This is a genomic window from Pseudomonas sp. FA117 (assembly GCF_057370475.1).
In genome coordinates, this window is the sequence record NZ_CM170675.1 from 3968372 (window position 1) to 3985039 (window position 16668).

The 16668-nt window shown below is 67.7% G+C and carries 4 protein-coding genes; 3 read left to right on the forward strand and 1 reads right to left on the reverse strand.

Annotated elements, in window-relative coordinates; all coding sequences use genetic code 11:
* The first annotated feature begins 103 nt into the window (after positions 1-103).
* The 3 genes from dsbD to dsbG are packed head-to-tail and all read left to right on the forward strand — an operon-like array spanning position 104 to position 3433.
* Entirely contained in the window at positions 104-1834 is a 1731-nt protein-coding gene (dsbD, locus tag AC1TXO_RS18365; protein WP_486403061.1) for a protein-disulfide reductase DsbD, read from the forward strand.
* Positions 1834-2673: a TlpA family protein disulfide reductase gene (locus tag AC1TXO_RS18370; protein ID WP_486403062.1), complete on the forward strand. Its 840-nt coding sequence runs from the start codon at positions 1834-1836 to the stop codon at positions 2671-2673. The genes dsbD and AC1TXO_RS18370 overlap by 1 nt, the downstream gene beginning before the upstream one ends.
* A 1-nt stretch (position 2674) precedes the next feature.
* Complete coding sequence (gene dsbG, locus AC1TXO_RS18375; RefSeq protein ID WP_486403063.1) at positions 2675-3433, forward strand: thiol:disulfide interchange protein DsbG; 759 nt, start codon at positions 2675-2677, stop codon at positions 3431-3433.
* Between the two features lie 39 nt (positions 3434-3472).
* Here the strand turns inward: dsbG and AC1TXO_RS18380 are convergent, their stop codons facing one another.
* Entirely contained in the window at positions 3473-16426 is a 12954-nt protein-coding gene (locus tag AC1TXO_RS18380; protein WP_486403064.1) for a non-ribosomal peptide synthetase, read from the reverse strand.
* Positions 16427-16668 lie beyond the last annotated feature (242 nt).

Genomic DNA, 16668 nt, shown 5'->3' on the forward strand with positions numbered 1-16668 from the left:
CCTGTTCTGCACCCAGAACAGGGCCTCACGTCGGACCGGGTTAACCTTCGGTTAATCAGCCTGCTCCAGCATGGTGCACTCAATGCACTGCCAAGGCGTCGACATGCGTGTTCTCCTGCTCTTTCTTACATTCCTGCTCGCCGGCCCGCTCCAGGCCAACCCTTTCGCGCCCAAGTCGGATTTCCTGCCGGTGGACCAGGCGTTCGTCCTGAGCCAGGACCGCCTGCCCTCGGGGCAGATGCGCCTGTATTTCCAGATCAAGGACGGCTATTACCTCTACCAGAAACGCCTGAAGTTCGACGGCATTCCTGCCGAGCAGCAACCGCAGCTGCCTCCGGCACTCAACCATCACGACGAGTTCTTCGGCGACAGCGCCGTCTACCGCACGGAACTCGAACTGGTGCTGCCTGCAGACGCCAGCGGCGAACTGCGCCTGGGCTGGCAGGGGTGTGCCGACGCCGGACTGTGCTATCCGCCGCAGACCACGGTGATCGATCTGGGCGGTCAGCAGGCGCCCGCTGCAGCCACCGCTGGCGACAGCGAACAGGCCAGTGACCAGGCCCTGGCCAGCAACCTGCAGCACAGCAGCCTGGCCTGGAGCCTGCTGGCCTTCTTCGGCCTGGGGTTGCTGCTAGCCTTCACGCCGTGCTCCCTGCCGATGCTGCCGATCCTCGCCGGCCTGGTCATGGGCAATGGTGCCAGCGCCCGACGTGGCTGGGTGCTGGCCGGGGTCTACGTTCTGAGCATGGCGCTGGTGTACGCCGCCCTCGGGGTGGTCGCCGCCCTGCTGGGCGCCAGCCTGCAGGCCTGGTTGCAACAGCCCTGGCTGCTGGGCAGCCTGGCGGGTCTGTTCGTGATCCTGGCCCTGCCGATGTTCGGCGCCTTCGAACTGCAACTGCCCGCGGCCCTGCGTGACCGTCTTGACCGCGCCGGCCAGGGTACCCGCGGCGGCAACCTGTACGGCGCGGCGCTGCTCGGTGCGCTCTCGGGTCTGCTGCTGGGACCGTGCATGACCGCGCCGCTGGCCGGCGCCCTGCTCTATATCGCGCAGAGCGGCGATGTGCTGCAAGGCGCACTGGTGCTGTTCAGCCTGGGGTTGGGCATGGGCGTGCCGCTGCTGTTGCTGGTGACCCTGGGCAACCGCTACCTGCCGCGCCCCGGTGCCTGGATGAACCTGGTCAAGGGGGTGTTCGGTTTCGTCTTCCTGGCCATGGCCCTGTATACCCTGCGCAGCCTGCTGCCCGAGCCGCTGTTGCTGGCCCTGGCCGGTGCCTGGCTGATTGCCCTGGGCTGGGCCGCCTGGCCGGCCCTGCAAGGTCTGCCGGCGCTGCGCGCGCTGCCCTTGCTGGGGGCCTTCTGGGGCGGGCTGCTGCTGGTCGGCGCGGCCGCTGGCGGCAGCGACCTGTGGCAGCCGCTGCAACCCTTCACCGGCGGCGCCACGCTCGCAGTTGGCAATGCGCATGACGAGCGCGTGATTACCGTCGACAACCCGCAAGACCTGCAACGCCAACTGGATGCCGCCAAGGCGCGCAACCAGTGGGTACTGGTCGACTACTACGCCGACTGGTGCACATCGTGCAAGGTGATGGAGAAACAGGTGTTCGCCCGCAGCGACGTGCAGGCCAGCCTGGAGACGGTGCAGGTGCTGCGCCTGGATGTCACCGCCGACACGCCGGCCAGTCGCGAACTGCTGCAGCGCTACCAGGTCCCCGGCCCACCCAGCCTGATCTGGATCGGCCCGGAAGGTGACGAGCGCCGCGCACGCCGCATCACCGGCGAGATCGACGCGGCTGCGTTTCTGCAACACTGGGCCCAGACCAGGAGTCAAGGTTGATGCTGACGGTAACACTGGGGCCATTGACCATGGCCCTGAATCACCTGTTGCTGCTCACCGCGCTGGGCATCGCCTGCCTGGTCGGCTGGTGGGCAGCCCGTCGTGGCGGCGAAAGCCCGGAGTCTGCACTGTTCAACCTGTTCCTGATCGGCGTGCTCAGCGCCCGCATCGGCTTCGTCCTGCAGTACTGGTCGATGTACCGTGACGACCCCCTGCAGGCCATCGACATCCGCGACGGCGGCTTCCAGCTCTGGAGCGGCCTGGCTGGTATCGTCGCCGCCGCGATCTGGCAGGGCCGCCGTCGCCCCGGCCTGCGTCGTCCGCTGGGCTGGGCGCTGTTCAGTGGCGCGCTGTTCTGGGGGTTGGCCAGCCTGGGCAGCCACCTCTACAGCAAAGGCACCGAACTGCCCCAGATGAGCCTGCGCAACGCCAGCGGCGAGTCCGTGGCCCTGCAGCGCTACCGTGGCACCCCGCTGGTGATCAATATCTGGGCCACCTGGTGCCCGCCTTGCCGCCGCGAAATGCCGGTACTGCAGCAAGCCCAAGGAGATTATCCCGGGGTGACGTTCCTGTTCGTCAACCAGGGCGAAACCCCCGAAACCGTCAGTACCTTCCTGGCCACCACCGGCCTGAGCCTGAATCACGTGCTGTTCGACGGCACCGGGCAACTGGCGCAGCGGGTCGGCTCCATGGCCCTGCCCACCACCCTGTTCTACGACGCCGACGGTCGCCTGGTCGGCAGCCATCTCGGCGAGCTGTCCCGCGCCAGCCTGCGCAACGCCCTCGCTCCTCTCGAACGGGCCGCCATGCCCGCCGCCCCTGCCGTACAAGGAAAATGACATGCGACTGAATGCCCTCCTGCCCATCACCCTGGCCCTGTTCGCCGCGCCCTTGGCGCATGCCGAGCCGTGGCCCAAGGCGATCCAGCAGATGCAAGCCAAGGGCGCCGTGATCAAGGGCAGCTTCGAGGCCCCCAACGGCCTGCGTGGCTACGCCGCCGAGTACCACAACAACGGTATCGCCCTTTACCTGACCCCGGACGGCAAGCATGTACTGGTGGGCAGCCTGTTCGACGAGCAAGGCCAGGACCTGAGCGCCGAACCGCTGGACAAGCTGGTGTATGGGCCCATGAGCAAGGAAATCTGGGCGAAGATGGAAAAGGCCGCCTGGATCCAGGACGGCAAGGTCGATGCACCGCGCATCGTCTACCTGTTCAGCGATCCGAACTGCCCCTACTGCACCATGTTCTGGCAGCAGGCGCGGCCCTGGGTCGAGTCGGGCAAGGTACAGCTGCGCCATATCATGGTCGGCATCATCCGCCCGGACAGTCCAGGCAAATCGGCTGCGCTGCTGTCTGCCAAGGATCCGGCCAAGGCGCTGCAAGACCACGAGAGCGCCGGCAAGGCCAGCACGCTCAAGGCCCTGGAGACGATCCCCGAAGCGACCCAGAAACAGCTCGCAGCCAACCAGGCGCTGATGGAAGAAATGGGCCTCGGTGCCACCCCGGCCATCTTCTACCGTGACGAACAGGGGCAGTTGCAAAGCCAGCAAGGCGCACCCCGCCCGGAAATGCTGGGCACGATTCTCGGCAAGCGATAAGCCCGGGAACGAAAAGGGGGCGCCATGCGCCCCCGATGCTCAAAGCCCCTCCAGCTCCGCCATCAGATCGCTCAGCCGATCGACCTTCTCCTCGTCCAGCGCACTGCCCTGCAACCCTTCGACATACACCGCCAGTTCCTCCACGGTGTTGCACTCGAACATCGCCCGCAGCGGCACGTTCAGTTGCAGGCGCTTCTGCACCCGCGAGGCGATCTGCGTGGCCAGCAGCGAATGCCCGCCCAGTTCGAAGAAGTTGTCGCGCACCCCGACCCGCTCCGCCTTGAGCACCTCGGCCCAGATGCCGGCCAGGGTTTCTTCCAGCTCGCTGCGTGGTGCCAGGTAGTCCTGGCTGTGCTGGCCGCCGATCTCGATGACCGGCAGCGCCTTGCGGTCGAGCTTGCCGTTGGCATTGTGCGGCAGCTGGTCGAACCAGCCCCAGTGCAGCGGCACCATGTACTCCGGCAGCTCGGCACGCAGACGCTGCTTGATCTGCTCCAGCAGTCCGGCATCGGTCACCACACCCTGATGAGCGACCAGGTAGCCGACCAGATGCTTGCCGTTGGCGCCCTCCTGGACCCCGACCACCGCGTCGCGAATCTGCGGTTGCTCGTGCAGACGCGCTTCGATTTCGCCGAGCTCGATGCGGTAGCCGCGGATCTTCACCTGATGGTCGATGCGTCCGACGTATTCGAGTACGCCGTCGGCACGTCGGCGTGCCAGGTCGCCAGTGCGATACAGACGCTCGCCCGGCGCACCGTGCGGATGCGGGATGAAGGCCAGGGCGGTACGCACCGGGTCGCCGACATAACCGCGGCCAACACCGGTACCGGCCACGCACAGCTCGCCCACGGCGCCCAGCGGCACCAGGGTCTGCTCTTCGCCATACAGGTACAGGCGGTTGTTGTCGGTCGGCGTGCCGATCGGCAGGTAGCTGCCGCGTGTAGACTCGGCGTCGACCCGGAAGAACGCCACGTCGTCCGAGCACTCCGCCGGACCATAGGCGTTGACCAGGCCGATCCGTGGATAACGCTCCAGCCACTGGGCCGCCAGCTCCGGCGGCATCGCCTCACCGGTCGGCAGCATCCAGCGCAGGCCGTCCAACGCCTGGTGGTCACTGGCCAGCATGCCCTGGATCAGCGACGGCACGCTTTCCAGCACGGTGATGCCGGTGGCCTGGACATGCGCCAGCAAGCCTTGGGGATCATGGGCGATGGTGTTCGGCACGATCTCGACACAAGCACCGAACAGCGGCGCGGCGAGGAACTGCCACACCGAGATGTCGAAGCTCTGCGAGGCGGTCTGGGCGATCACGTCGTGTTCGTCCAGCGCCAGGTACGGCACCTTGCTCAACTGGTTGTTGAGCATGCCGCGCTGCTCGACCATCACGCCCTTGGGCAGCCCGGTGGAACCGGAGGTGTAGATCACATAGGCGAGGTTGTCCGGGCCACTGTGGATACCCGGGTTGTGCCCGGCGACCTGGCTGGCCTGGATGTCTTCCCACACCAGCAGCTTGGGCCGTATCGCCCCACCCAGTTCGTCGAGCAATTGCCGAGCCTGCTCGGTACAGGCCGCGCTGCACACCAGCACCGGCGTGCGGCTGAGTTCGATGATGCGTTGCAGACGCGCTGCAGGCAGGCCCGGATCCAGTGGCAGGTAGCCCGCGCCGGCCTTGAAGCTGCCGACGATCATGCCCAGCAACGGCAGGCCACGCTCGGCCAGCAGCGCCACGGGCTGGTCGATGGCCACACCGGCAGCGACCAGCGCATGCCCCAGACGGTTGGCCGCAAGGTTCAGCCCGGCGTAGTCGTAGGACGCTTCCAGGCAACGGGCAGCGATACGTTCAGGGTGCGCGGCCACACGTGCCTCGAACAGCTCGACATAGCTCTGTTCCAGGGTGTAGGCGTGCTCGGTGCGGTTGCAGTCTTCGAGCAGGAAGCGCTGCTCGTCGAGACCCAGCAGCGGTAGTGCCTGCACCTCGCCCTCGAAGCCTTCGACCAGCGCCAGCAGCAGGCGCTTGAATTCGGCCAGCAGGCGCTCGACGGTCGGGTAGTCGAAGTAGCGCTGGTCGAACGACAGGTGCAGGCCCAGGTCATCGCCCGGGTAGCACACCGCCGTCAGCGGGAAGTTGGTGTGGGTACGGCCCGAGTCGGAGCTGGCGTTCAGGTGCTGGGCATGATCGAGCACGGCGGTTTCCACCGGCGCGTTCTCGAACACGAACAGGCTGTCGAACAGGCCCTGCCCCTTGGGCAGCTCGCTGCATTCCTGGATCGCCACCAACGGCAGGTACTCGTACTCGCGCAACTGCATGTTGCAGTCGAGCAGGCCCTGCAGCCACTGGCGCACGCTCTGGCGCTCGCCGGCAGCCGGCAGTTGCACACGCAGGGCGATGCTGTTGATGAACAGGCCGACCGTGCGCTGCATCTGCGGCATGCTCACCGGGCGACCGGCAACGGTCACGCCGAATACCACGTCGCGTTCGCCACTGTAGCGGGCCAGTACCAGTGCCCACGCCGCCTGGGCGAAGGTGTTCACCGTCAGCTGGTGCGCCTGGGCCAGCTCACGCAGACGCGCGCCTTCGCTCACCTCGAGACGGGTATGGCAGTCGCCGACGATCATGCCGTCACCGGCATGGTCATGGCGCAGCGGACGGTCGCTGGGGATCGCCGTGGCGCGCTCGAACCCGGCCAGGTTGGCCTGCCACCACTGGCGCGCCTCGTCCAGGTCCTGGCGTTGCAGCCAGCCGATGTAGTCGCGGTAGCGCGGCGGTACCGGCAACTGCGCCGCACGGCCTTCGCCGAGCGCCTGATAGAGCTCGAAGAAATCGTTCATCAGCAGCGAGCGGCACCAGGCATCGATGAGGATGTGGTGGTTGCTCATCATGAACCAGTAGCGTTCCTCGTCCACGCGTACCAGGCGCAGGTGGAACGGCGCCTCGCGCAGCAGCTCGAAGCCGGCCTCGCGCTCCTGCTTGTGCAGTGCCTGCAGGCGCGCTTCCTGGCTGGCGTCGTCAAGGCCACGCCAGTCCTGGTAATCCACGGCGGTCTTGCCCGGCTTGTGGATGATCTGCAGCATCGCTTCGCCGGCATTCCAGCTGAACGAGGCGCGCAAGGCCTCGTGGCGAGCGACCACCGCCTGCCAGGCCTGGGCGAAACGCTCAGGGTCCAGGGCGCTGTTGATGCGGTAGCGGTCCTGCATGTAGTAGATGCCGGTGCCAGGCTCGAGCAGGGTGTGCAGCAGCAAGCCTTCCTGCATCGGCGTCAGCGGGTAGACGTCCTCGATCTCGGCGGCCGGCACCGGCAACGCGTCGATCTGCTCCTGGGTCAACTGGGCCAGCGGGAAGTCGGACGGCGTGAAGCTGCCGTTGCCCTCGGCCAGGCAGTGGCTGACCAGCGCCAGCAGCTCCTGGCGATAGGACTCGGCCAGCTCGGCGATGGTTGCCTCGTCGTAACGTTCGCCGCTGAAGGTCCAGCGCAGTTGCAGGGCACCGCCATAGACCTGGCCGTCCACGCTGAGCCAGTTCGGCAGCGGCGCATCCAGGTCGTGGGCCAGGCCCGCCGGGGCGTCCAGCGGCTGGAACACGGCGTCGGCATCGAACTGCTGGTCGAACTGCCCCAGGTAGTTGAAGGTGATACGCGCCTGCGGCAGCGCAGCCATGCGCTCGCGTCCCGCAGCATCGGCCAGGTAGCGCAGCACGCCATAACCCAGGCCCTTGTGCGGCACCTGACGCAGTTGCTCCTTGATGGCCTTGATCGAGGCGCTGCGCGCGGCATCGTCGTCACCCGCCGCCGGACTCAGGCTCAGTGGGTAGGCGTTGGTGAACCAGCCGACGCTGCGGGTCAGGTCGATGTCTTCGAACAGCCCTTCGCGGCCATGGCCTTCGAGTTGCACCAGCACCTGCTCGTCGCCGCTCCAGCGCCCGAGGGTGCGTGCCAGCGCGGTCAGCAGCAGGTCGTTGACCTGGGTGTGGTAGGCCGCCGGTGCCTGTTGCAGCAGTTGGCGGGTCTGCTCGGTGTCGAGCTCGATGGCCAGGGTGCGGGCATGGCGGTGCAGGTTGCCGCCCTGCGGGTGATCGCACGGCAGCTCGCGACGCACGCGGCCCAGTTGCCCTTCCCACCAATCCAGCTCGTCGCGCAGCGAGTCGCTGCCGGCATAGTTGGCCAGGCGCGCCGACCAGTCCCCCATGGCATGGGTCTTGGCGGCCAGGGTCTGGCCACGGTACAGCGCTTGCAGATCCTCCAGCAGCACGCGCCAGGACACCCCATCGACCACCAGGTGGTGGATCGCCAGCAGCAGACGCTGCGCGCCGCTACCATCGGTCAGCAGCAAACCGCGCAGCAGCGGGCCTTGCTGCAGGTCGAGGCTGCGCTGGACGTCACTGTACAGCGCCTGGCAATCGGCGAAATCAGCGACGGTCGCACTCCACAGCAACGGTTGGGCGCTGGCCTGGTCGTACTCGGCCTGCCAGCGGCCGCCGGCCTGGGTGAAGCGCAGGCGCAGGCTGTCGTGGTGCTGCACCAGCGCCGTCAGTGCCGCCTCGAGGCGGTCGACCTGCAGCGCCTGGCGCGCCTCGAGCAGAACGGCCTGGTTCCAGTGCTGCGGCTGCGGCACCTCGCTGTCGAAGAACCAGTGCTGGATCGGCGTCAGGCCGATGCGGCCCTGGCGGGTCCCCTGCTCCACCTGGGTCGGCGCATCGCCCCGGGTGACCACGGCTGCCAGGGTCTGGATGGTCTGGTGCTGGAACAGGTCACGCGGGGAGAACTGCAGGCCCAGCTGACGGGCGCGGCTGACCACCTGGATCGACAGGATCGAGTCGCCACCCAGTTCGAAGAAGTTGTCCTGCACGCCCACCCGGGAGACGTTCAGCACCTCGCGCCAGATCTGCGCCAGCTGCTCTTCCAGCTCATTGGTCGGCGCCTGGTAATGCTGGCGCGCCTGCTCCAGGTCCGGTGCCGGCAATGCGCGACGGTCGAGCTTGCCGTTGCCCATCAGGGGCAGGCGCTGGAGCAATACCAGGTGCGCCGGCACCATGTAGTCCGGCAGGTGCTGGCGAGCATGGGCTTTCACCGCCTCGCGCAGTTGCGCCTGTGCCTCGCGGTCGGCGCTGGCCTGGCCACACACCAGGTAGCCGACCAGTTGCTTGCCACCCGGCAGGTCGAGGGCCAGGACCACGGCCTCCTCGACATCGGCATGCTCTTGCAGACGGCTTTCGATCTCGCCCAGCTCGATCCGGAAACCACGGATCTTGACCTGCTGGTCGGCGCGGCCGATGTACTCGACCAGACCGTCGGCCCGCAGACGCACCAGGTCGCCGGTGCGGTACAGGCGGCCACCGTCATGGCTGAACGGGTCGGCGACGAAGCGCTCGGCCGACAGCCCCGGACGGTCGTGATACCCCTGGGCAAGGCCTGCGCCACCGACATACAGCTCACCGATGCCACCCTGGGGCAACAGCGCCAGGTCTTCATCGAGGATGTAGCCGGTACGGGCGCCGATCATGCGGCCGATCGGCACGCTGCCTGCGTCGGCCGGCAGGGTCTGCGGCGCCAGGCACGCCAACGGCATGACCACCGTCTCGGTAGGCCCGTAGGCATTGAAGAACTGTTGCGGGGCGAAGGCCTGGCGAATGCGTTGCAGGTGCTCGCCGGTCAGCGCTTCGCCACCGGTGATCACCAGGCGCACCGGCAACTGCTCGCCACGTGCGGCGAGGAACTGCGCCAGCTGGCTGCCATAGCTCGGGGTGAAACCAAGAATGCTCACCTGCTGCTCGCGCACCAGGTCGCAGATCTCCTCGGCGCCCCACTGGCCCTGGGCACGCAGCACCACGCGGGCACCGCACAGCAGCGGCGTGAGCAGGCGTTCGCTGGCAGCGTCGAAGTTGATCGAATAGAAATGCAGCTCGCAGTCGTCGCTGCGCATGCCGAAGTCGGCAATCACCGCCTGGCAGTGCATGGCGATTTCGCCGTGGCTGACCACCACACCCTTGGGCTTGCCGGTGGAGCCCGAGGTGTAGATCAGGTACGCCTGGTGCTGCGGCAGGTTGAGGTTGTCCAGCGGTGCATCGCTGTAGGCTGACAACGACGCAGCATCGTCCTCCAGGCTCCAGGTGGCGACACCGGCCGGCAGCGCGCCGAGGGTGGCGAGCAAGTCCCGCTGGCCGATCAGCAGGCCCAGGCGGCTGTCCTCGATCATGTAGTGCAGACGGTCGAGCGGGTATTCCGGGTCGAGCGGCACGTAGGCGCCACCAGCCTTGAGAATTGCCAGCAGGCCGACCACCAGCGCCTGCGAGCGCTCCAGCGCCAGACCCACCCGCACCTGCGGGCCGACCCCACGCTCGCGCAGGGCGCGGGCCAGGCGATTGGCCTGCTGGTCGAGCTCGGCGTAGCTCAGGTGCTGGCCGGCGAAGGTCAGCGCCAGTGCCTGGGGCGTGCGCTCGACCTGGGCGGCGAACAGCCCGTGCAAGGTCTGCTCGAGCGCGAAGTCCTGCTCACCCTGGAGCTGGCCGACCAGCACCTGCTGCTCGGCGTCCGACAACATCGGCAGCTCGCACAGGCGTTGCTGCGGATCCTCGAGCATGGCCGCCAGCAACTGCTGCAGGTGTTCGGCCATGCGTGCGATGCGCGGCTCGTCGAACAGGTCGCGGCTGTAGGTCAGGCAGCAGCCCAGGCGACCGTCGAGGTCGGTGACTTCCAGATACAGGTCGAACTTGGTGGCGCTGGCGTCGTTGACCAGGTAGTCCACCTGCATGCCGGCCAGCGTGCGGCTTTGCTGGAAGGCCCAGCGCTGCACGTTGCACATCACCTGGAACAGCGGGTTGTAGGCGCTGCTGCGCGGCGGCTGCAGGGCTTCGACCAGCTGGTCGAACGGCAGGTCCTGGTGCGACTGGCCGTCGATGACGGTCTGGCGCATCTGCTCGAGCAGCGCGGCGGCGCTCATCTGGCCATCCAGCTCGCAGCGCAGCACCTGGGTGTTGAGGAAGGCCCCGATCAGCCCCTCGCTTTCCGGGCGGATGCGGTTGGCCACCGGCGCACCGATGCGCAAGTCGCGCTGGCCGCTGTAGCGGTGCAGCAACGCCGCCAGGGTGGCGGTCATGGTCATGAACAGGGTCAGCCCGCGCTGGCTGTTGAAGTCATGCACGCGCTCGGCCAGCGCCGGGTCGAGGTCGAAGCGGTACAGCTCGCCGCGGTGGCTCTGCACCGCTGGACGCGGCCGATCGGCCGGCAGCGCCAGCACCGGGTGTTCGTCACCCAGGCGATCCTTCCAGTAGCCCAGCTGACGGGCGCCCTCACCGGCTTCCAGCCACTGGCGCTGCCAGACGCTGTAGTCCAGGTACTGCACCGGCAACGGCGCCAGCGGCGATTCGCGCTCGTCGACGAACGCTTCGTAAAGCTCGCCCAGTTCACGGGCGAAGATGTCCATCGCCCAGCCTTCGGTGACGATATGGTGCAGGGTCAGGACGAAGTAGTGCTCACGGTCCTGCGCCTTGACCAGGCAGGCGCGCAGCAGCGGCCCGCGTTCCAGGTCGAACGGCTGGTGCGCCTGCTCGTCGGCCAGTTGCTGCAGGCGCTGCTGGCGAGTGTCGGCCGGCAGCGCGCTGAAGTCCCGCCAGTCCAGGTGCAGGCCGCTGTCGTCGGCGACGCACTGGTAAGGCTTGCCATCGATGCTGGGGAAGGTGGTGCGCAGGGTCTCGTGGCGCACGATCAACGCCTGCAGGGCGCGCTCGAAGGCGTCCACATGCAGCGCGCCACTCAAGCGCGCCATGCCGCCGACGTTGTACGCCGGGCTGTCCGGCTCCATCTGCCAGAGGAACCACATGCGCTGCTGCGAGTACGACAGCGGTACGGCCTGACGGCGATCGACGCGGGCGATCGCACCTTGCAGGTTGCGCCCGCCGCTGTCGCGGATCCGCGCGATCTCGGCGCAGAAGGCGCCCAGCTCGCTGGCTTCGAACAATGCCTTGAGCGGCAGTTCGACGTCACAGGCCTGGCGGCTGCGCGAGACGATCTGGGTCGCCAGCAACGAGTGGCCACCGAGGGCGAAGAAGTCATCCTGCAGGCCGACCTTGGGCAGATTCAGCACTTCGCGCCAGATCGCCGCCACCTGCTGCTGCAGCCCGGTCTGCGGCTCGATGTGTTCGCGCTGCTGCCACACCGGCGCCGGCAAGGCCTTGCGATCGACCTTGCCGCTCGGCCCCAGAGGCATCTGCGCCAGGTGCACCAGCTGCGCCGGCACCATGTACGCCGGCAGTTGCGCGGCGAGCGTGGCGAGCAATTCGGCGCTGCGCTCGACGCCGCTGTAGTAGCCGACCAACTGCGCACCCACGGCATCCTTGTGGATCAGCACCAGCGCCTGTTCGACACCGGGCTGGGCCAGCAGCACTGCCTGGACCTCTTCCGGCTCGACCCGGAAGCCCCGCACCTTGACCTGCTGGTCGAGGCGCCCGAGGTATTCCAGGGCACCGCTGCGCACCAGCCAGCGCGCACGGTCGCCACTGCGGTACAGGCGCTGACCGTCGCCGTCGGGCTGCGGCACGAAACGCTCGGCGGTCAGCCCCGCACGGCCTAGGTAGCCACGGGCCAGGCCTGCGCCACCCAGGCACAGCTCACCCGGCACGCCCGGCGGGCACAGTTCGAATTCGTCATCCAGCACCTGGCACAGCACATTGCCCAGTGGGCGGCCGATAGGCGAACGCTCGCCATCCTCGACCTGGCTGTGCCAGTGGGTGACGTTGATCGCGGTTTCGGTCGGGCCATAGCGGTTGTGCAGTTGCACCTGGGGCAACAGCGCCAGGGCGCGGTCACGCAGGCTGGCCGGCAGCGCCTCGCCGCCGGAGAACAGCCGACGCAGGCTGGTGCAACCTGCGGCCAGCGGCTCCTGGACGAATACCTGCAACAGCGGCGGCACGAAGTGCAGCGTGGTCACGCCGTGTTGCTGCACCAGCTCGGCGATGCGTTGCGGGTCACGGTGCTCACCGGGGCCGGCGAGCACCAGGCGGCAGCCGGTGACCAGCGGCCAGAAGCACTCCCACACCGACACGTCGAAGCTGATCGGTGCCTTCTGCATCAGCACGTCGCTGTCGTTCAGCGCATAGGCCGCCTGCATCCACTGCAGGCGTTCGGCCAGGGCGGCGTGGGTGTTGCCAACGCCCTTGGGCTGGCCGGTGGAGCCGGAGGTGTAGATCACATATGCCAGGTGCTCGCCTTCCAGGTGCAGGCCCGGGGCCTGGCTGGGCCAGGTGTCCAGGTGCAGCTGGTCGAGGGCGATGGTGCTGACCCCGGCGACCTGCGGCAGGCGTTCGAGCAGGTTGCTCTGGCTCAGCAGCAGGCCTGCGCCGCAATCGGCGAGCATGTAGGCCAGGCGTTCGGCCGGGTAGTCGACATCGAGCGGGACATAGGCGCCACCGGCCTTGAGAATGGCCAGCAGGCCGACCAGCAATTGCGGCGAGCGCTCCACGGCAATGGCCACGCAGCTGTCCGGGCCAACGCCCTTGTCGCGCAGATAGTGGGCCAGGCGGTTGGCCTGCTGGTGCAGGCTGGCGTAGTCGAGCTGGCCACCGTCCCAGACTAGAGCGATACGCTCAGGGGTCAGGCGTGCCTGTTCGTTGAGCTGCTCGACCAACCAGGTGCTGGCGGGCGTGGCAGGTGCCTGGCCCCAGGCGAGCAATTGCTCGCGACCTTGCGCATCGAGCAGTTGCACCTCGCCCACCGCCAGTTGCGGCTGGGCGCAGACTTGTTCGAACAGGGCCAGCAGATGCTGGGCCAGACGCGTGACAGTGCTGGCCTCGAACAGCTCGGCGGCGTAGTCGAAGGCCAGGGTCAGGCGACCCTGATGATCTTCCTCACTGTGCAGCTGCAGATCGACCTTGGCCTCGCGGCTGTGCCACGGCAACTCTTCGGCGAGCAGGCCGGGCAGGCGACGCAGGGCCGAGAGGTCGCGCTGCTGGTGGTTGAACATGACCTGGAACAGGCCTTGCTCACGGCCCTGCGGCATGGCCTCGAGCAGTTGTTCGAACGGCAGGTCCTGATGCGCCTGGGCGCCGAGCGTGCGCTCGCGTACCTGGGCCAACAACTGGTCGAACGGCGTGCGGCCGTCGAACTCGGCGCGCAGCACCTGGGTGTTGATGAAGAAGCCGACCATTGCCTGGGTCTCCAGGCGCGGGCGGTTGGCGTTGGGCACGCCGACGCGGATGTCGGACTGCCCGCTGTAGCGCTGCAGCACGGCTTGCCAGCCGGCCAGCAGGACCATGAACAGGCTGGCCTGCTGGTCGCGGGCCAGCTCCTTGAGCGCCTCGCCGAGCCTGGTCGGCACTTTCAGGTTCAGGCGCGCGGCACGTTGCTCGTGCAGGGCCGAGCGCGGGTGATCGGTGCACAGGTCGAGCACGGGCACTTCATCGCCCAGTTGCGCCTTCCAGTACTCCAGCTGCCGCGTCGCCTCGCCGTCGGCGAGCCACTGGCGCTGCCAGGTGCCGTAGTCCGCGTAGCCCAGCGCCAGAGGCGCAAGGCTGGGCTGCTGGCCCTGGCAGTGGGCCGCATAGAGCCGGGCGAATTCATCGAGCAGGATATTCAGCGACCAACCGTCGGCGACGATATGGTGCAGGGTCACCCACAGCTGGTGCTCTTCATCGTCCAGGCGTGCCAGGGTCACGCGCAGCAGCGGGCCCTGGCGCAAGTCGAACGGTTGACGGGCCTCATGCTCGCGACGATTGGCGATCTCGTTGGCGTCCAGCCCTTCGAGATCGACACGCCGCAAGGCAAGGTCGGCGTGCGCCAGCACATGCTGCAGCGCCTGGCCATCCACCTCACTGAAGTGCGTGCGCAAGGATTCGTGGCGCGCGACCAGGGCCTGGAAGCTGGCCTGCAGCGCCGCCTCGTCGAGTTCGCCACGCAGGTGCAGGCCCGCCGGAATGTTGTACGCCGCAGACTGCGGCTCGAGTTGCCAGAGCAACCACAGGCGGTTCTGCGCCAACGACTGGGGCAGCGCCTTGGCACGGTCCAGGGCCTCGATCGCACCAGTGCCCTGCCCGCCCGCTTCCAGCAGCGCAGCCACCGCCGCGCTGTAGTCGGCCAGCACCGGCGCTTCGAACAGGGTGCGCAGGCCGAGCGCGACGCCCAGCTCATCGGACAGGCGCGCCGTGACCTGGGTGGCGGCGATGGAGTTGCCGCCCAGCAGCAGGAAGTGGTCATCGGCTGCGACCGCCTCCACCTTGAGCAGCTCGCGCCATACGGCGCCAATGCGCGCTTGCAGGGCATCGGCGCCGAGGTCTTGCGAGACCGCCGCCTGGGCGGTCGGGAAGCGTGCGTAGCAGTCCAGGCTACCGTCGTTCATGCGCAGGCGGCAGGCCGAGCGTTGCAGCTTGCCGCTGGAGGTCTTGGGCAGCGCGCCCGGGTTGAGCAGCAGGACCACGGCCGGCGCCTGGCGGCAGGCGTCGGCGATCACCTGGCGCAGGGTCTTGATCAAGGCTTCGGGTGCCATGGCCTTCTGCACGTTGCGGCTGACTTCCACCGCCACGCCGATCCCTTCCTCGCCCTGGTCGTCCACGGCGAACACTGCCACGCGGCCTTTGCGCAGCACATCGACTTCGCGTTCGAGGGTCTTTTCCAGGTCCTGGGGATAGAGGTTCTGGCCACGCACGATCAGCATGTCCTTCAGGCGCCCGGTCACGAATACCTCGCCATCGCGCATGAAGCCCAGATCGCCGGTACGCAGCCAGGTCTGGCCGTCCATCTCGACGAAGGTACGTGCGGTGGCCTCGGGGTTGCGCCAGTAGCCCAGCGCAATGCTCGGGCCACCGGCCCAGATCTCGCCGACCAGGTTGTCGCCCAGTTGGCTCAGTTGCTGCGGTTCGACAATGCGCACCGCATGGCCCGGCTGCGGATAGCCGCAGCTCATCAGCACACTGCCCTCGCCTGGTTCGGCACGGTTTGCGGCAAAGGCCTGGGCGTCCAGTTCCAGCGCACCGATGCCCTGCCCGCGGCGGCTGCCGCTGACGAACAGGGTCGCCTCGGCCAGGCCGTAGCTGGCGAAGAAACTGCTTGCCTGGAAACCACTGGCGGCGAACTTGTCGGCGAAGGTGTCGAGGCTGTCCTGGCGTATCGGTTCGGAGCCGGAATAGGCCACGCGCCAGTGACTCAGGTCGAGCCCGGCCAGGGCCGCTTCGCTGACCCGCTCGCTGCACAGGCGGTAGGCGAAATCCGGGCCGCCGCTGATGGTGCCGCGATAGTCGCTGATCGCCTGCAGCCAGCGCACCGGCCGGGCGAGGAAATAGCCCGGCGACATCAGCACGCAGGGCACGCCACTGAAGATCGGCTGCAGCAAGCCGCCGATCAGGCCCATGTCGTGGTAGAGCGGCAACCAGCTGACGATCACGTCGTCAGGGTTGAGGTCGATGCCGAAGCCCTGGCGGATCAACTGCTCGTTGGCTACCAGGTTGCCATGGCTGACCTGCACGCCCTTGGGCAGCGCGGTGGAGCCGGAGGTGTATTGCAGGAACGCGATGTGCTCGCCACTCAACGCCGGCTGGCGCCACGCGTTGGCCAGCGCAGGGTCCAGGCGGTCCACCGCCAGCAGGCCGGGAGCGTCGTCCGTCGCCAGGGCATCGAGACCCTGCAAACCGTCATGAAGCGCTTCTACCGTCAGCAACAGTCGCGGCTGGGCGTCGTCGATGATCGACAGCAGCCGCTCCTGATGGTGCTGGCGCGAGGACTCCGGTGGGTAGGCCGGCACCGCGATGACGCCGGCATACAGGCAGCCGAAGAACGCGGCCACGTAGTCCGGGCCGCTGGGGAACAGCAGGATCGCGCGGTCGCCGAACGAAGCACGGCTCTGCAGGGCTGCGGCGATGGTCCGGGCACGCAGGTCCAGTTCACGGTAGCTGAGCACCGCCTGTTCGCGGGGATCGTCGGCAAGAAAGCGCAAGGCGATCCGGTCCGGGGTGGCCGCAGCGCGTTGCGCCAGGGCCTGGACCAGCGTGAGCGGGAGTTCGAAGGCGTCCGTCATGGAATGTTCCTGCCAGTGTCTGGTGAAGTCGGGCCGGGGCCGGGCCAGGTGCTCGGGGCACGAGGGGCGCACGGCAGTCGGCAGCCGGATGTACACAGGGGAACGGATGGGCCGGAGAAATAATTAGATACGTCCTACACCGTCGATCCCACCTTCACACAGCGGTCATGCAGAGGGCGCAGCTTAGATCTTGATCGAATAGAGACTCACTAACTTCTGTATTTGACAATCATTATCATTGC